This window comes from Burkholderia sp. MSMB1498, from assembly GCF_001526245.1.
Lineage (GTDB): Bacteria > Pseudomonadota > Gammaproteobacteria > Burkholderiales > Burkholderiaceae > Burkholderia > Burkholderia savannae.
In genome coordinates this window covers 92306-109844 of record NZ_LOYJ01000010.1, presented here as the reverse complement: position 1 = coordinate 109844, position 17539 = coordinate 92306, and the positions used below count along the sequence as shown (strand labels likewise).

Here is a 17539-nt window from a genome sequence, read left to right as displayed (position 1 = left end):
GACTGCGTCTTACAACTTGCTTACTTAGTTCGAAGCAGCAGCCGGGGCTTCAGCAGCGCTGGCTTCCTTCGCCTTCTTCGCGTGCTTCTTGTGTGCGTGCTTCTTGTGGGCCTTCTTAGCCGGAGCCGAAGCAGCTTCAGCCTTCTCAGCCGGAGCCGAAGCAGCGGCCGGAGCCGAAGCTTGCGCGAAAGCAGCCGTTGCGAAGAGACCAGCGACCAGAGCGGCGATCAGTTTGTTCATGTTGTGTTCCTCAGCTTTAGTTAATTAACCAAATGACCCGGCATAGGAGTCATGTCGTCTAACGTGCCATCCACCTTTCGGTTGACAGACGCATCGAGAAAAATCTCTTCGCGCTGCAGGCGGCCGGTTCGCGCAGGTGTCGCTCGAGCGACGGGACCGCGGTTCGGTCGCCAATGCCGGATAGCTGGGAGTGGCATCTGCGTCGTTTAACGCGTCGGGTTCGAAGTCGGTTGACGCGCGGCGAAACGTGTCACCGCATTGTCATCCAGGCCGCTTTGCGCGCTCCCAGGGCGCGCGGGGCGGCAACTCGCGGGTTTCGCCGGGCGCGAGGCCGAGCGCGAACACGTCGAGCGCGCCGATGCCGACGCGGATGAGGCGCAGCGTCGGAAAGCCGATCGCCGCGGTCATTCGCCGCACCTGGCGGTTCTTGCCCTCGGCGATCTCGAGCTCGATCCAGGTCGTCGGGATCGCGGCGCGAAAGCGGATCGGCGGGGTGCGCGGCCAGAGCGCGTCGGGCGGCGCGACGAAACGCGCGCGGCACGGGCGGGTCACGTAGTCGCCGAGATCGACGCCGCGCTCCAGCGCCGCGATCGCGGCCGCGTCCGGCGCGCCCTCGACCTGCGCCCAGTAGCGTTTGACGAGCTTGTGGCGCGGCTCGGCGATCTTCGCCTGCAGCGCGCCGTCGTCGGTGAGCAGAAGGAGCCCTTCGCTGTCGGCGTCGAGGCGGCCCGCCGGGTAGACGTCGGGCGTCTTCACCCAGTCGCCGAGCGACGCGCGGGTTTCGTGCGGAGAGAACTGGCAGATCGTGCCGAACGGTTTGTTGAGGGCGATGAGGCGCATGGGGCAAGGCTCGCGAGGGGACGGGCGGCGCGACGCGGGCCGCGTTCTATGGCAAATGGCGGAATCTTAATGCATAATACGGAACGGCAAGTCTTTTGTCTTATATAAGACTTGCGCGGGTCCCGCGTACCAGTTTCGCGCCGCCTTCCGCCGCGAGAGCGCTAGAATAGCGGCTCGCCTTTGCGGACGCAGGGCCGGCGCCGCGCGCGCCCGACCGCGCACAACCAGATACCCACCAGCCCAGCCATATCACTGGAGTCGATCATGCCGTATCAGCACATCAAGGTTCCGGAAGGCGGTGACAAGATCACCGTCAACAAGGATTTCTCGCTCAACGTTTCCGATCAGCCGATCATCCCTTACATCGAGGGCGACGGCACGGGCTTCGACATCACGCCGGTGATGATCAAGGTCGTCGACGCGGCGGTCGAGAAGGCGTACGGCGGCAAGAAGAAGATCCACTGGATGGAGATCTACGCCGGCGAGAAGGCGACGAAGGTCTACGGTCCGGACGTGTGGCTGCCGGAAGAGACGTTGCAGGTGCTCAAGGAGTACGTCGTGTCGATCAAGGGCCCGCTCACGACTCCGGTCGGCGGCGGCATCCGCTCGCTGAACGTCGCGCTGCGCCAGGAGCTCGACCTGTACGTCTGCCTGCGCCCGATCCAGTACTTCAAGGGCGTGCCTTCGCCGGTGCGCGAGCCGGAGAAGACCAACATGGTCATCTTCCGCGAGAACTCGGAAGACATCTACGCCGGCATCGAGTGGGCGGCGGAATCCGAGCAGGCGAAGAAGGTCATCAAGTTCCTGCAGGAAGAGATGGGCGTGAAGAAGATCCGCTTCCCGGAAACGTCGGGCATCGGCATCAAGCCCGTGTCGAAGGAAGGCACCGAGCGTCTCGTGCGCAAGGCGATCCAGTACGCGATCGACAACGATCGCAAGTCGGTCACGCTCGTCCACAAGGGCAACATCATGAAGTTCACGGAAGGCGCGTTCCGTGACTACGGCTACGCGCTCGCGCAGAAGGAATTCGGCGCCGAGCTGATCGACGGCGGCCCGTGGATGAAGTTCAAGAACCCGAAGACGGGCAACGAGATCGTGATCAAGGATTCGATCGCCGACGCGTTCCTGCAGCAGATCCTGCTGCGTCCGGCCGAGTACGACGTGATCGCCACGCTGAACCTGAACGGCGACTACGTCTCCGACGCGCTTGCCGCGCAAGTCGGCGGCATCGGCATCGCGCCGGGCGCGAACCTGTCGGATTCGGTGGCGATGTTCGAAGCGACGCACGGCACGGCGCCGAAGTACGCGGGCAAGGACTACGTGAACCCGGGTTCGGAAATCCTGTCGGCCGAAATGATGCTGCGCCACCTCGGCTGGACCGAGGCGGCCGACGTCATCATCGCCGCGATGGAGAAGTCGATCCATCAAAAGCGCGTCACGTACGACTTCGCACGCCTGATGGAAGGCGCGACGCAAGTGTCGTGCTCGGGCTTCGGTCAGGTGCTGATCGAAAACATGCAGTAAGCGCGTCGGCTTGGCCGATGTCGAACGACACCCCGGCGGGCCGTGTGCCCGCCGGGGTGTTTCGTTTTGGCGCGGCGCTCGCGCGCAACGCACGTAAGCGCCGCACCATGCGCGCGCCGACTGGTGTATCGTCGGAATTTCCGTTTCGGCGACACAGGAGTCGATCGATGTTGCGCAGACATTTTCTTTCCAGCGCGCTGGCCGCGGCCGTCGCGTCGCTCTTCGCGCGCGGCGCACTTGCGGCCGGCGGCGAGATGCACGACATGGGCGGCATGGAAGGCATGGACGACATGCCGGGCATGTCGCCCGCGCCCGCCCGCGCACCGGGCGCGAAGCCGGCGGCGCAGGCGCTCGCGGCCGCCGACGCGCTGCCTGCCGGCGCGCCGCTTGCCGCGTTGCGCGTGCTCGCGAACGAGAGCCGCGAGCCCGGCGTGTTCCGCGCGACGCTCGTCGCGCAGCCCGTCGCGCGCACGCTGTTGCCGGGCGCCGCGCCGACGACGTTCTGGCAATTCGGCGCGGGCGTGCAGGGGCCGGTGGTCGGCCCGCTCATCGACGTGCGCGAAGGCGACGCGGTCGAGCTTCGCTTCGTCAACCGGCTGCCGCAGCCGTCGACGATTCACTGGCACGGGCTGCCCGTGCCGCCCGACCAGGACGGCAATCCGTCCGATCTCGTCGCGCCGGGCGCGACGCGCGTCTATCGCTTCACGCTGCCGAAGGGGAGCGCGGGCACGTACTGGTACCACCCGCATCCGCACATGGCGACGGCCGAGCAGGTGTTTCGCGGGCTCGCGGGGCCGTTCGTCGTGCGCGCGGCCGACGATCCGCTCGCCGGCTGGCCCGAGCGGCATCTGTTCGTCTCCGATCTGAAGCTTGCACACGACGGAACGATTGCGCCGAACGACATGATGGACTGGATGAACGGCCGCCAAGGCCAGTTCGTGCTCGTCAACGGTGCGCGACGGCCGCGCATTTCGCTCGCCGGCGACGAGCGCTGGCGCGTATGGAACGCGTGCAGCGCGCGCTATCTGCGCATCGGGTTCGACGACGGCCGATCGTTCGCGCACGTCGGCACCGACGGCGGCCTCTTCGACGCGCCGCGCGACGTGACGTCGCTGCTGCTCGCGCCCGGCGAGCGCGCCGAGCTCGTCGTGCGCGCGGGCGATCGCGCGTCGCGCGCAGTGCTGACGGCGCTCGAGTACGACCGCGGCAAGATGTCGATGTCGGATGCCGCGCACGGCAGCCTGCCGCCCGATCCCGCGCTGCCGCTCGCCGACGTCGCGTTCGAGCCCGGCGCGCCGCGTGCGCTGCCCGCGCATTTGCGCGCGGTGCCCTCGCTCGGCGAGCCGGTCGCGCGCAAGGACGTGTCGTTCGGCGAGCAGATGGACATGAACGCGATGATGCGCTCGCCCGCGCACGGCCGACCGGCCGGCATGCGCTTCATGATCAACGGCGCGACGTTCGAGCCGCACCGCGCGACATTGACGAGCCGGCGCGGCGACGTCGAATTGTGGACGATTCGTAACGAAACCGACATGGATCATCCGTTTCATCTGCACGGCACGCAGTTCCAGGTCGTCGAGCGCGAGATCGACGGAAACAAGACGCCGGAGCCCTATCGCGCGTGGCGCGACACGGTGAACGTTCGGCAGGGCGAGCGCGTGCGGATTCTCACGGCGCAGTTCGAGCGCGGCGAGCGGATGTTCCACTGCCATATTCTCGAGCACGAGGATCTCGGGATGATGGGCGTGCTGAAAGTCGTTTGAAATGCGCGGCGACCGAGTTCGGTCATCGAGCGCACATTCGGTTCGTCGTGGCGCTCGAGCGCGCCGCGGGCGGACGAAAAAAAACCCGGCTGGAAGCCGGGTTTTCTATTTTGATCCAGACGGCCCTCAAGCTGCTTGGATGTTCGACGCTTGCTTGCCCTTCGGGCCTTGCACTACCTCGAAGCTGACCTTTTGGCCTTCCTTCAGGGTCTTGAAGCCCTGCATGTTGATCGCCGAGAAATGTGCAAACAGATCTTCGCCGCCTTCGTCGGGCGTGATGAAGCCGAAGCCCTTCGCGTCATTGAACCATTTGACAATACCAGTTGCCATACCTACTTCCCCTGTCACACAGTCGCTACTTACAACGAGCACGCTCGAAAAGCTAAACGACCGGCAAACGCAGCCGTTCCCCCCTCACAAGCTCACCTCGGCCTCTTCCAATAGTCGTAAAGACAAATTGAAAAAAGTGCCAGCTTGATTGTTGGCGCTCTTTATTAGAGTGTCAAGAGAATTTTTAGACGTATACGGGGACGTTGTAAAGAACCCATTTTCAGGGTTTATCCGGCTTTGCTTTGCAGCATCGGAGCGAGCGAGGCGGCTTGAAAAGTCGCATAATCGTCGCATATACCAGGCTCGAGTGACGCGCGGTCGAGGTCGTCCGCGTTGTGGGATACTCGATCCATGCATGGTGCGCGGGCGGCATGCCGCATGCTTGCATATCGAACGGGAGCCGGCACCGCAGCCGGCTCCCGTTCGATATGAGAGGGACGCTGCCGCACGCGGGGAGCCGGGGAGGGCGCCGGCTGGTCAGTCGGTTAATGACAGGATTGCGGGCCTGTCCGAGTTGTTTAGAATGGGTGTATGGCGATTATCCCGGACAAGCAGGACAGCACCGTCCTGGAACGCAAGGAACAGAAGCTCAAGCCACCTTCGATGTACAAGGTGGTGCTCCTGAACGACGACTTCACGCCAATGGAATTCGTCGTGATGATCGTGCAGGAGTATTTCAAGAAAGATCGCGAAACGGCCACACAGATTATGCTGAAGGTGCATCGCGAAGGGCGGGGGGTTTGTGGGGTCTATACGCGAGACATCGCGTCGACCAAAGTCGAGCAAGTCGTTACCCATGCGCGGCAGGCCGGGCATCCGCTGCAGTGCGTGATGGAGGAAGCATGATTGCCCAGGAATTGGAAGTCAGCCTGCACATGGCGTTCATGGAAGCGCGCCAGGCGCGGCATGAGTTCATTACGGTCGAGCATCTGTTGTTGGCCCTGCTGGATAATCCGACGGCAGCCGAGGTGTTGCGCGCGTGTGCGGCGAACATCGAGGATCTGCGTCAGAACCTGCGCAATTTCATCCACGACAACACGCCGACCGTTCCCGGCACCGACGACGTCGACACGCAGCCGACGCTCGGCTTTCAGCGCGTGATCCAGCGCGCGATCATGCACGTGCAGTCGACGTCGAACGGCAAGAAGGAGGTCACGGGCGCGAACGTGCTGGTCGCGATCTTCGGCGAGAAGGATTCTCACGCGGTCTACTATCTGCAGCAGCAGGGCGTGACGCGCCTCGACGTCGTGAACTTCATTTCGCACGGCATCGCGAAGACGAGCAGCAGCGAATCCGCGAAGCCCGCCGACGCGAACGCGGAGGGCGAGGACGCGAGCACGCAGAAGGAAACGCCGCTTGCGCAGTTCACGCAGAACCTGAACCAGATGGCGAAGGACGGCCGCATCGATCCGCTCATCGGGCGCGAATCCGAAGTCGAGCGCGTCGTGCAGGTGCTCTGCCGCCGCCGCAAGAACAATCCGCTCCTCGTCGGCGAGGCGGGCGTCGGCAAGACGGCGATCGCCGAAGGCCTCGCATATCGGATCACGCGCGGCGAGGTGCCGGACATCCTCGCGAACGCGCAGGTGTATTCGCTCGACATGGGCGCGCTCCTCGCGGGCACGAAGTACCGCGGTGATTTCGAGCAGCGTCTGAAGACGGTGCTGAAGGAGCTCAAGGAGCGTCCGCACGCGATCCTCTTCATCGACGAGATCCATACGCTGATCGGCGCGGGCGCCGCGTCGGGCGGCACGCTCGACGCGTCGAACCTGCTGAAGCCGGCGCTGTCGTCGGGCACGCTCAAGTGCATTGGAGCGACGACGTTCACCGAATATCGCGGCATCTTCGAAAAGGATGCGGCGCTGTCGCGGCGCTTCCAGAAGGTCGACGTGACCGAGCCGACCGTCGAGCAGACGGTCGCGATCCTGCGCGGCCTGAAGTCGCGCTTCGAGGAGCATCACGGCGTCAAGTATTCGTCGGGCGCGCTGTCGGCCGCGGCCGAACTGTCGGCGCGCTTCATCACCGACCGTCATCTGCCCGACAAGGCGATCGACGTGATCGACGAAGCGGGCGCCGCGCAGCGCGTGCTGCCGAAGTCGAAGCAGAAGAAGACGATCGGCAAGAGCGAGATCGAGGAAATCATCTCGAAGATCGCGCGCGTCCCGCCGCAGAGCGTGTCGCAGGACGACCGCAGCAAGCTGCAGACGCTCGATCGCGATCTGAAGAGCGTCGTGTTCGGCCAGGACCCGGCGATCGACGCGCTCGCGGCCGCGATCAAGATGGCGCGCGCGGGCCTCGGCAAGCTCGACAAGCCGATCGGCGCGTTCCTGTTCTCCGGCCCGACGGGCGTCGGCAAGACCGAGGTGGCGCGGCAGCTCGCGTTCACGCTCGGCATCGAGCTGATCCGCTTCGACATGTCGGAATACATGGAGCGCCACGCGGTGAGCCGCTTGATCGGCGCGCCGCCGGGCTACGTCGGGTTCGACCAAGGCGGGCTGCTCACCGAGGCCGTCACGAAGAAGCCGCACTGCGTGCTGCTGCTCGACGAGATCGAGAAGGCGCATCCGGACATCTTCAACGTGCTGCTGCAGGTGATGGATCACGGTACGCTGACCGACAACAACGGCCGCAAGGCGGATTTCCGCAACGTCATCATCATCATGACGACGAACGCGGGCGCGGAGTCGATGCAGAAGGCGACGATCGGCTTCACGACGCGTCGCGAAGTCGGCGACGAGATGGCGGACATCAAGCGCCTGTTCACGCCCGAGTTCCGCAACCGGCTCGACGCGACGATCAGCTTCCGTTCGCTCGATGAGGAAATCATCATGCGCGTGGTCGACAAGTTCCTGATCCAGCTCGAGGAGCAGTTGCACGAGAAGAAGGTCGACGCGCTCTTCACCGACTTGCTGCGCAAGCATCTCGCGAAGCACGGCTTCGATCCGCTGATGGGCGCGCGGCCGATGCAGCGGCTGATCCAGGACACGATCCGGCGCGCGCTCGCCGACGAGCTGCTGTTCGGCAAGCTCGTCAACGGCGGCCACGTGACGGTGGACGTCGACGAGAACGACAAGGTGCAGTTGTCGTTCGACAAGACGGCGACGCCGCCCAGCAAGCCGAACGAAGAGGCGATCGAAGTCGAATAACCGCTCGTCCGAACGCTTCGAACAAACGGCGCGGGATGTTTCCCGCGCCGTTTCGTTTTATTTGCGGCAGGAAAAAAGCACGAAAGCAGGAGTTTGGTTTGACACAACAACAACGAACGTTCGACTCGATCGTCGAGCGCGAAAAGGGCCTGCGGCGCGGGCTTTCGTCGGGGCAGATGGCGATGATCGCAATCGGGGGCGCGATCGGGACAGGGCTCTTTCTGGGCAGCGGCTTCGCAATCGGGCTCGCGGGGCCGGGCGTGCTGGTGTCGTATGCGATCGGCGCGCTGATCGCGCTGCTGCTGATGGGCGCGCTCGCGGAAATGACGGTCGCGCATCCGACGTCAGGTTCGTTCGGCGCATATGCGGAGCATTACGTCGGCCCGCTCGCGGGGTTTCTCGTCCGCTACGCGTACTGGTCGGCCGTCGTGTTCGCGGTCGGCACCGAGGTGAGCGCGATCGCCGTCTTCATGAAGTATTGGTATCCCGGCGTGCCCGGCTGGTATTGGGTCATCGGGTTTTCCGCCGCGCTGGTCGCGGTGAACATGACGAGCGTCACGCTCTACGGCGTCGTCGAATACGTGTTCTCGCTGCTGAAGATCGCCGCGATCGTCGCGTTCATCGCGCTCGGCGCGTACTACGTCGCGACCGCGCCCGCTTCGTCCGGCATCGGCTTCGCAAATTACTCGGCGCACGGCGGCTTCTTCCCGAAAGGCTTCTCGGGCGCGTGGGTCGCGGTGATCGTCGCGATCTTCAGCTATATGAGCATCGAAACCGTCGCGATCGCGGCGGGCGAAGCGCGCGATCCGCAGCGCGCGGTGTCGCAGGCGTTCCGTTCGACGGTGTTCCGCCTCGTGCTGTTCTATCTGCTCACGCTCGCGCTGATGCTCGCGATCGTGCCGTGGACGCAGGCGGGCACCGACGAGAGCCCGTTCGTCAAGGTGATGGCCGCGACGAACGTGCCGTATGCGGCGGGCGTCATCAACTTCGTCGTGCTCGTCGCCGCGCTCTCCGCGATGAACAGCCAGCTCTACGTGACGACGCGGATGATGTTCAGCCTGTCGCGCGCGCGGCTTGCGCCGGCGATGTTCGGGCGCGTCGGCGCGAACGGCGTGCCGCTCGCGGCGCTCGTGGTGTCGTCGAGCGGCGTCGCGGTCGCGGCCGTGCTGGTCGCGCTGTATCCGGACACCGCGTTCACGCTGCTGATGGCGATCGCGATGTTCGGCGCGTTGTTCACGTGGCTGATGATCTTCGTCACGCACCTGTACTTTCGCGCGCGTTACCGGGGCCCGGCGCCCGCGTTCCGGATGCGGCTGCATCCGGTGGGCAGCCTGCTCGGCGCGGCGCTCGTCGGCGCGGTGCTCGTGACGACGGCATTTACGCGGGAGTTCAGAATGACGATGATGATCGGCATTGCGTTCGTCGCGCTGCTGACGCTCGCGTATCGGCTGCATTACCGTGCGCGGCACGCTCGCTGACGCGACGCGACGCGACGCGAAGCGCACGGACGGCGCAATAGCGCGACGCCGGGACCGGGATACGGCGGCGCGGCGTCATGGTGGCGTGGCGGCGGCGCTTGCCGCGTTGCACTTCTGGCGAGAGATGACATGCCGACGAAAGGGAAGACGGGCGAAGCAAGCGATGCCGGTCGCGCGGCGGCCGCCGCGTTCGCGCGTGCGGCAAAGCGCGTCGCGCTGGGGGCGCTCGTGAGTGCCTCGCTCGTCCAGCCGCTGGGCGTCGCGTTTGCATCGGCGTTGCGCGCGTCGTCGAGCAACGCGGCGGTGCCGCTCCTCGACACGACGCCGTGGCTGGCGAGCGTGCAGGCGCCGAAGGCCCCGTTCTTCACGCGCGAGTCGGACGCTGAGGGCGTGTCGTTTCACTTCAGGAACAGCGGCCGCTCCGTGCCGAAAGGCGGTGAGGTGATCGTCAGCGAATCGCCGAACGGTGACATGTGGCTCGGCGCAATGGTGCACGCGACGTACATCGACGACTCGGGCGTCGCGACGTCCGGCTGGCTCGTGCGCTCGCATTTGCGGCAGGTGAGGACGCCGGTGCGCCAGTCCGCGTGGGACGGCCACTGGCGCAGCAGCGCGGGCGCGCGCCGGCTGATCGCGCACGGCGATCGCGTCAGCTATTCGTTCGCGGGCGCGGGCGGCGCGCAGCCGCGCGTCGAGATGCTGATGCGGATGCGGCGCGTGTCGGACGCCGAAGCGACGCTGTCGCGGATGCAGGCGTCGGACGGCATGTGCGATCTCGATGTACGGCGCCTCGGCGATTACCTCGTCGTGACCGCGCGAGATTGTTTCATCCCAGGCGTGAATCCCGAAGGAATCCTGCGCAGACGGCAGTGACGAGCGCGTGCGGCGTGCGCGCGCCCGTCAGACGGATGTTCGCGCACCGCGTATACGGGTTAACGCTCTCTTAAGCGAACGTTCCTTAGCATTCGAGTCTCGTGCCGCATCGCGGCGATTGATCTGTTTCGAATTCCTTCGAGAGGCTCGCATGAACAAACTCCCTGCGATCACGCTCGCGTTCTGGGTGATGAAGATCTGCGCGACGACGCTCGGCGAAACCGGCGGCGATTTGCTGTCGATGACGCTCAACGTCGGCTATGCGTATAGTTCGCTGATCCTGTTCTCGTTCTTCATCGTCACGCTCGCCGCGCAACTCGCGACGACGCGCTACCGCCCCGCGATCTACTGGGCGGTGATCGTCGCGACGAGCACGGCCGGCACGACGATGTCCGACTTCATGGACCGCACGCTCGGCCTCGGTTATGCGGCCGGCTCCGGCATTCTGATCGCGATCCTGCTGACGATCTTCGCGGTGTGGCGGCTGCAGGGCGAATCGCTCGCCGTCACCGAGATCCGCACGCGCAAGGTCGAGTTGCTCTACTGGATCGCGATCCTGTTCTCGAACACGCTCGGCACGGCGCTCGGCGATTTTCTCGCCGACAGCTCGGGCCTCGGTTTCGCGGGCGGCGCGTTCCTGATCGGCGGCCTGCTCGCGGTGATCGTGCTCGCCGCGTATTTCACGAACGTATCGAAGGTGTTCCTGTTCTGGGCGGCGTTCGTGCTGACGCGTCCGTTCGGCGCGACGGTCGGCGATCTGCTGACGAAGCCCGTCGCGAAGGGCGGCCTCGGGTTCGGCACAGTCGGCTCGTCGGCGATTCTCGCGGGCGTGCTGATCGCGCTGGTCGTCTATGCGGTGTTCGCCGAAGCGAAGCAGGCGAAGGAGGCGACAGGCGTGCGGCAGTCGCAGCTTGGCTGGAAAGCGCCGGCGCTCGAGGAGTGAGCGGCGCTCAAGCGGCAGTGGAGTAAATGGCGGGAAGCAAGCGCGTGCGGGGGCGGCAACGCCCCCGCACGCGTTTTGTCGTTGCGGCTTCAGCCGCGGCCGGTACTGCCGAAGCCGCCCGCGCCGCGCTCGCTTTGCGCGAAATCGTCGACGAGGTTGAACGTCGCCTGCACGACCGGCACGATCACGAGCTGCGCGAGGCGCTCGAACGGATTCAGCACGAACTCGGTCTGGCCGCGGTTCCACGTCGAGATCATCAGTTCGCCCTGATAGTCGGAATCGATGAGGCCGACGAGGTTGCCGAGCACGATCCCGTGCTTGTGGCCGAGGCCCGAGCGCGGCAGGATCAGCGCCGCATGGCCCGGATCGGCGAGGTGGATCGCGAGGCCCGTCGGCACGAGCGCCGTGTCGCCCGGTTTCAGCGTGACGGGCGCGTCGAGGCAGGCGCGCAGGTCGAGGCCCGCGCTGCCCGTCGTCGCGTATTTCGGCAGGTAATCGCGCATGCGCGCGTCGAGAATCTTCAGGTCGAGTTTCATGCGGCGAAAATCGGTGACGGAGGTTGAGAGAGCACGGCCGCGCGAGGCGGCCGCGGCGATGCGTCAGATGAGGCTTGTATCGGGCAGCCGCTTCGCGATCTCGGCGACGAGCGTATGCGCGAGCGTCATCTTGTCGGCGCGCGGCAGGCGCGTCGTGCCGCCGGCTTCGAACAGCACGACTTCGTTGTCGTCGAGGCCGAACGTGAGCGGCCCGAGATTGCCGATCAGGAGCGGCACGTTCTTGCGCACGCGCTTTTCTTCGCCGTGCACGTCGAGATCGCCGCTCTCCGCCGCGAAGCCGACGCAGTAGGGCGCATCGGGCAGCGCCGCGACGGTCGCGAGGATGTCCGGGTTCTCGACGAACGTGAGCGCCGGCATCTTGTGGTCGGCGGTCTTCTTGATCTTGTGCTCGGCCGGCTGCGCGGCGCGCCAGTCGGCGACTGCGGCGACCGCGACGAACACGTCGGCGTCCGGCACCGCGTTCATCACCGCGTCGTACATCTGCTGCGCGGTCTGCACGTCCTCGCGGTACACGCCCCACGGCGTGGGCAGATGGACGGGGCCCGCGACGAGATGCACGTCGGCGCCCGCTTGCTGCGCGGCGCGCGCGATCGCGAAGCCCATCTTGCCGCTCGAGCGGTTCGTGAGGCCCCGCACCGGATCGAGCGGCTCGAACGTCGGGCCGGCCGTGATCAGCACGCGGCGGTGCGCGAGCACCTTCGACTGGAAGTGCGACACGATCGCCTCGTAGATCGCCTCGGGCTCGAGCATCCGTCCGTCGCCGACTTCGCCGCACGCCTGCGCGCCCGAATCGGGGCCGAGCACCGCGACGCCGTCGTGGCGCAATTGCGCGACGTTGCGCTGCGTCGCCGGGTTCTGCCACATCTGGCGGTTCATCGCGGGCACGACGAGGAGCGGGCAGTCGCGCGCGATGCACAGCGTCGACAGCAGATCGTCGGCGAAGCCGTGCGCGAGCTTCGCGAGGAAATCGGTCGACGCGGGCGCGATCACGATCGCGTCGGCTTCGCGCGACAGATCGATGTGCGCCATGTTGTTCGGCATCCGCGCGTCCCACTGGCTCGTGTAGACGGGGCGGCCGGACAGCGCCTGCATCGTGACGGGGGTGATGAACTGCGTCGCGGCGTCGGTCATCACGACCTGCACGGTCGCGCCCGCCTTCGTCAGAAGGCGCGTGAGCTCGGCGATCTTGTAGCAGGCGATGCCGCCCGTCAGGCCGAGGACGAGATGTTTTCCTGCGAGTTCTGCGTGTGCCAACTGAGGCCTCCGAAAGCACGTGGGGCCGGCGAGCGCCGGCCCCTGCGCGAAGTGTATGCGCTCAGCGCGCGCCGCGCACGCGACGCAGCTCGTCGTAGATGAGGAGCACCGCGCCCACCGTGATCGCGGAGTCGGCGAGATTGAACGCGGGCCAGTGCCACGCGCCGACGTGGAAATCGAGGAAGTCGATCACGTGACCGTAGATCAGACGGTCGATCACGTTGCCGAGCGCGCCGCCGAGAATCAGCGCGAGCGACAGGCTGAAGAGGCGCTGATGCCCGTGGCGCTTGAGCAGATAGCAGATCACGAGCGTCGCGCCTACGCCGAGCGCCGTGAACGCCCAGCGCTGCCAGCCGCCGGCGGTCGCGAGAAAGCCGAACGCCGCGCCGCGGTTGTAGATCAGCGTCAGGTTGAAGAACGGCGTGATCTGGTGCATCGCGCCGTACGCGAACATCTTCAGCACGGCGATCTTCGTCAACTGATCGAACAGGATCACGATGAGCGAGATGCCGAGCCACGGCGCGAGCGCGCCGCCCGAGGATTTCGACAGGGTCTTCGCCATTTACGCAGCGCTCCGGGTTTCGCCGTTTTCGAACAGGTTGGAGAAGCAGCGGCCGCAAAGCGTCGGATGATCGGCGTGCGCGCCGACGTCCTCGCGGTAGTGCCAGCAGCGCTCGCACTTCTGGTACGTCGACGTCGCGACGTCGACGCCTTCCTCGCTTTCCGCGTCGACCTTCGCGACCGTCGCCGCCGACGTGATCAGCACGAACTTCAGATCGTCGCCGAGGCTCGCGAGCGCGTCGTAGCGCGCGCCCGACGCGCGCACTTCGACTTGCGCCTGCAGCGACGAGCCGATGCGGTTCGCGGTGCGCGCTTCCTCGAGCGCCTTCGTCACGTTGCCGCGCACGTCGCGCAGCAGCGACCACTTCGCGACGAGCGCGTCGGCGTTCGCGATTTCCGGATACGCGTAGTAGGTCTCGGTGAAGATCGTGTCGCTTTGCGGCTGGAACACGCGCCACGCTTCCTCGGCCGTAAACGACAGGAACGGCGCGAGCACGCGCAGCAGGCCCTGCGTCACGTGGTAGAGCGCCGTTTGCGCGGAGCGGCGCGCGTTCGAAGCCGGCGCGCTCGTGTACAGGCGGTCCTTCAGCACGTCGAGATAGAAGCCGCCGAGATCTTCGGAGCAGAACGTCTGCAGCTTCGCGACGACCGGGTGGAACTCGTACTTCTCGTAGTGCGCGAGCAGCTCGGTCTGCAACCGCGCGGCGAACGCGACCGCGTAGCGGTCGATCTCGAGCCATTCGCTCGCGGGCAGCGCGTCCTTCGCGAAGTCGAAATCCGACAGGTTCGCGAGCAGAAAGCGCAGCGTGTTGCGAACCCGGCGATAGCCTTCCGTCACGCGCTTCAGAATCTCCTCGGAGATCGCGAGCTCGCCCGAATAGTCGGTCGACGCGATCCACAGGCGGATGATTTCCGCGCCGAGGCGGTTCGCGACTTCGTGCGGATCGATGCCGTTGCCGAGCGACTTGCTCATCTTGCGGCCTTCGCCGTCGACGGTGAAGCCGTGCGTGAGCAGGCCCTTGTACGGCGCGCGGCCGTCGAGCATCGACGCGGTCAACAGCGACGAATGGAACCAGCCGCGGTGCTGGTCCGAGCCTTCGAGGTAGAGATCGGCCGGGAACTGCAGTTGATCCTTGTGCGAGCCGCGCAGCACGTGCCAGTGCGTCGTGCCGGAGTCGAACCAGACGTCGAGCGTGTCGCGGTTCTTCTCGTAGAGGTTCGCGTCGTCGCCGATCAACTCGCGCGCGTCGAGCGTCTGCCATGCCTCGATGCCCGCCTGCTCGACGCGCTTGGCGACTTCCTCCAGCAGCTCGAGCGTGCGCGGATGCAGCTCGCCCGTTTCCTTGTGGACGAAGAACGCCATCGGCACGCCCCATTGGCGCTGGCGCGACAGCGTCCAGTCCGGGCGGTTCTCGATCATGCTGTGCAGGCGCTGCTTGCCCCACGACGGGTAGAACGCGGTCGCGTCGACCGCGTCGAGCGCGGTCTCGCGCAGCGTCTTGCCGCCGTCGGCCGGCTGCGTGTCCATGCCGGCGAACCACTGCGACGTCGCGCGATAGATGATCGGCGTCTTGTGTCGCCAGCAGTGCATGTAGCTGTGCGAGTAGTGCTCGTTGCGCAGGAGCGAGCCGGCCGCCTTCAGCGCGTCGACGATCTTCGGATTCGCGTCCCAGATCGTGAGGCCGCCGAACAGCGGCAGCGATTCGATGTAGCGGCCGTCGCCCATCACCGGGTTGATGATGTCCGAATCGGTCATGCCGTGCGCCTTGCACGACGTGAAATCCTCGACGCCGTATGCGGGCGACGAGTGGACGATGCCCGTGCCGGTGTCGGTCGTCACGTAGTCGCCGAGATAGACGGGCGACGTGCGCTTGTAGCCCGGATGCGCGGCGGCGAGCGGGTGGTGAAAGCGCAGGTTCGCGAGCTTGTCGCCGCGCGCCGTCGCGATCACGTTGCCCGTCAGGCCGAAGTCCTTCATGCACGCCTCGACGCGTTCCTCGGCGAGGATGAGCAGGCCGCGTTCGGTGTCGACGAGCGCGTAGGCGATCTCCGGATGCAGGTTGAGTGCCTGGTTCGCGGGAATGGTCCACGGCGTCGTGGTCCAGATCACGATCCCGCCGTCGGCGCGCGGCAGCGCGGCCAGGCCGAACGCGCGCGCGGTCTTCTCGGGCTCCGCGAACGCGAACAGCACGTCGATCGTCGGATCGGTGCGGTCCTTGTATTCGACTTCCGCCTCGGCGAGCGCCGAGCCGCAGTCGAAGCACCAGTTCACGGGCTTCAGGCCGCGGTACACGTAGCCCTTCTCGATGATCTTGCCGAGCGCGCGGATTTCCTCCGCCTCGTTCAGGAAGTTCATCGTCTTGTACGGATTGCCCCATTCGCCGAGGACGCCGAGACGCTTGAAGCCCGCCTTCTGCTTCTCGATCTGCTCGGTCGCGTACGCGCGCGCCTTCTCCATCACCTCGGCGGCGGGCAGCGACTTGCCGAACTGCTTCTCGATCTGGATCTCGATCGGCATGCCGTGGCAGTCCCAGCCGGGCACGTACGGCGCGTCGAAGCCCGCCATGTTGCGCGACTTCACGACCATGTCCTTCAGGATCTTGTTGACCGCGTGGCCGAGGTGGATGTCGCCGTTCGCGTACGGCGGGCCGTCGTGCAGGATGAATTTCGGGCGGCCCTCGCTCGCCGCGCGGATCTTGTCGTAGACGCCGCGCGCCTCCCAGTCCTTCACCCATTGCGGCTCGCGCTTCGGGAGGTCGCCACGCATCGGGAACGGCGTGTCGAGCAGGTTGACCGGATACTTGGCCTGCGGTTTCGAATCGGCTTTCTTGTTGCTCATGTCGGGATCGCTGTGAAATCTTGGGGACGCTCGTGCGTCGTGAAATCGGTGAGGCGCGGCGCCGGCTTCGGGCGGCGCGGCGGACGGGGGCGCCCGGTGCGGGCGCGGCGTCGATCAGCTAATTCGGTCGGTGGCGGACGTCGCGAAGCCGGTCGCGCGGCTGCCCGGCGCGCGGCCGTGTTCGGCGAAGTACGCGCGCGTGTCGACGACGTCCTGCGCGATCGCGCGCGCGAGTGTCTCGAGGTCGACGAATTTCGCTTCGTCGCGCAGCTTCTTCAGGAACTCGACGCGAACGAGCTTGCCATATGCGTCGCCGTGCCAGTCGAGCAGGTGCACTTCGAGCAGCACGCGGCCGGAATCGTCGATGGTCGGCCGCACGCCTAGGCTCGCGACGCCCGGCAGCGGCTCGGGCCCGATGCCGTGCACCTGGACGACGAAGATGCCCGACAGCGCCGGGCGCTTGTGCGCGATCGGCAGGTTCAGCGTCGGGAAGCCGAGGTCGCGGCCGAGCTTCAGGCCGTGCGTGACGTGGCCGCTGATCGCGTAACCGTGGCCGAGCGCGCGCGCGGCCGCGTCGAGATCGCCCGCCGCGAGCGCGGCGCGCACGCCGGAGCTCGAGATCCGCGCGCCGTCGGCGTCGGCGAGCGTTTCCATCTGCTCGACCTCGAAACCGAAGCGCTCGCCCGCCGCCTTCAGCGACGCGAAATTGCCCGCGCGCTTCGCGCCGTAGCAGAAGTCGTCGCCGACCATGATCCAGCGCGTGTGCAGCCCGTGGACGAGCGTGCGCTCGACGAACGCCTCGGGCGACTGGCTCGCGAACGTGTGATTGAAATGCTCGACGACCACGCACTCGACGCCGTGCTCGCGCAGCGCCTCGAGCTTGTCGCGCAGCATCGCGATCCGCGGCGGCGCGCTGGCCGGATTGAAGAATTCGCGCGGGTGCGGCTCGAACGTCATCACGCACACGGGCAGCCCGCGCGCGTCCGCCGCCGCGCGCACGCGCGCGAGCAGGGCCTGGTGGCCGCGATGGACACCGTCGAAGTTGCCGATCGTCAACGCGCACGGGGCGCGGCTTTCGGCGTTGGGCAGGCCGCGGAAAACTTTCACGATAGCGGTGGCAGCGTGGGGGAAGAGCGGCCGGATGCCGCAAAGCAAAAGATTATAAACGTTCGGGCGGCCAGGCGGCTCAGGATG

Annotated in this window: 15 protein-coding genes; 7 read left to right on the top strand and 8 right to left on the bottom strand. The window is 66.3% G+C overall.

Going from position 1 to position 17539, the window contains the following annotated elements:
- Window positions 1–24 precede the first annotated feature (24 nt).
- Window positions 25–240: a hypothetical protein gene (locus WS91_RS31825; RefSeq protein WP_081463944.1), complete on the bottom strand. Its 216-nt coding sequence runs from the start codon at window positions 238–240 to the stop codon at window positions 25–27.
- Window positions 241–501: 261 nt separating this feature from the next.
- A complete protein-coding gene (locus WS91_RS02465) occupies window positions 502–1080 on the bottom strand; it encodes a pseudouridine synthase (RefSeq protein WP_059669672.1) in 579 nt (192 codons plus the stop codon).
- Window positions 1081–1344: 264 nt separating this feature from the next.
- On the opposite strand from WS91_RS02465, the gene icd reads away from it, so the two are divergent.
- Both icd and WS91_RS02455 read left to right on the top strand, forming a co-directional pair.
- A complete protein-coding gene (icd, locus tag WS91_RS02460; RefSeq protein WP_038745290.1) occupies window positions 1345–2604 on the top strand; it encodes an NADP-dependent isocitrate dehydrogenase in 1260 nt (419 codons plus the stop codon).
- A 167-nt stretch (window positions 2605–2771) separates the two neighbouring features.
- The gene (locus WS91_RS02455) at window positions 2772–4367 is read left to right on the top strand and encodes a multicopper oxidase family protein (RefSeq protein WP_059669671.1); all 1596 of its coding nucleotides are present in this window, start codon (window positions 2772–2774) and stop codon (window positions 4365–4367) included.
- Between the two features lie 126 nt (window positions 4368–4493).
- Here WS91_RS02455 and WS91_RS02450 read toward each other — a convergent pair whose 3' ends face one another.
- On the bottom strand, window positions 4494–4697 hold the full coding sequence (locus tag WS91_RS02450) for a cold-shock protein (protein WP_004196460.1): 204 nt from the start codon (window positions 4695–4697) through the stop codon (window positions 4494–4496).
- Window positions 4698–5228: 531 nt separating this feature from the next.
- Here WS91_RS02450 and clpS point away from each other — a divergent pair.
- The 5 genes from clpS (at window position 5229) to WS91_RS02425 (ending at window position 11134) form a co-directional block, all read left to right on the top strand.
- Window positions 5229–5543: an ATP-dependent Clp protease adapter ClpS gene (clpS, locus tag WS91_RS02445; RefSeq protein ID WP_009892611.1), complete on the top strand. Its 315-nt coding sequence runs from the start codon at window positions 5229–5231 to the stop codon at window positions 5541–5543.
- Window positions 5540–7840: an ATP-dependent Clp protease ATP-binding subunit ClpA gene (gene clpA / locus WS91_RS02440; RefSeq protein ID WP_038745286.1), complete on the top strand. Its 2301-nt coding sequence runs from the start codon at window positions 5540–5542 to the stop codon at window positions 7838–7840. Before clpS ends, clpA begins: the two co-directional genes overlap by 4 nt.
- Before the next feature lie 98 nt (window positions 7841–7938).
- Window positions 7939–9318 (top strand): amino acid permease, encoded by a 1380-nt coding sequence (locus tag WS91_RS02435; RefSeq protein ID WP_038745284.1) that lies wholly within the window; start codon window positions 7939–7941, stop codon window positions 9316–9318.
- Between the two features lie 129 nt (window positions 9319–9447).
- A complete protein-coding gene (locus WS91_RS02430; protein WP_059669670.1) occupies window positions 9448–10191 on the top strand; it encodes a hypothetical protein in 744 nt (247 codons plus the stop codon).
- A 151-nt stretch (window positions 10192–10342) separates the two neighbouring features.
- Complete coding sequence (locus WS91_RS02425; protein ID WP_038745280.1) at window positions 10343–11134, top strand: COG4705 family protein; 792 nt, start codon at window positions 10343–10345, stop codon at window positions 11132–11134.
- 89 nt (window positions 11135–11223) lie between these two features.
- Here the strand turns inward: WS91_RS02425 and dut are convergent, their stop codons facing one another.
- From dut to WS91_RS02400, 5 genes are all read right to left on the bottom strand, one after another.
- The gene (gene dut, locus WS91_RS02420) at window positions 11224–11670 is read right to left on the bottom strand and encodes a dUTP diphosphatase (RefSeq protein ID WP_038745278.1); all 447 of its coding nucleotides are present in this window, start codon (window positions 11668–11670) and stop codon (window positions 11224–11226) included.
- A gap of 63 nt (window positions 11671–11733) precedes the next feature.
- Complete coding sequence (gene coaBC / locus WS91_RS02415; RefSeq protein ID WP_059643578.1) at window positions 11734–12945, bottom strand: bifunctional phosphopantothenoylcysteine decarboxylase/phosphopantothenate--cysteine ligase CoaBC; 1212 nt, start codon at window positions 12943–12945, stop codon at window positions 11734–11736.
- 61 nt (window positions 12946–13006) lie between these two features.
- Window positions 13007–13507: a signal peptidase II gene (lspA, locus tag WS91_RS02410; RefSeq protein WP_059669669.1), complete on the bottom strand. Its 501-nt coding sequence runs from the start codon at window positions 13505–13507 to the stop codon at window positions 13007–13009.
- Complete coding sequence (gene ileS, locus WS91_RS02405; protein ID WP_059643581.1) at window positions 13508–16345, bottom strand: isoleucine--tRNA ligase; 2838 nt, start codon at window positions 16343–16345, stop codon at window positions 13508–13510.
- A gap of 114 nt (window positions 16346–16459) precedes the next feature.
- The gene (locus WS91_RS02400; RefSeq protein ID WP_059669668.1) at window positions 16460–17452 is read right to left on the bottom strand and encodes a bifunctional riboflavin kinase/FAD synthetase; all 993 of its coding nucleotides are present in this window, start codon (window positions 17450–17452) and stop codon (window positions 16460–16462) included.
- Between the last annotated feature and the right edge of the window lie 87 nt (window positions 17453–17539).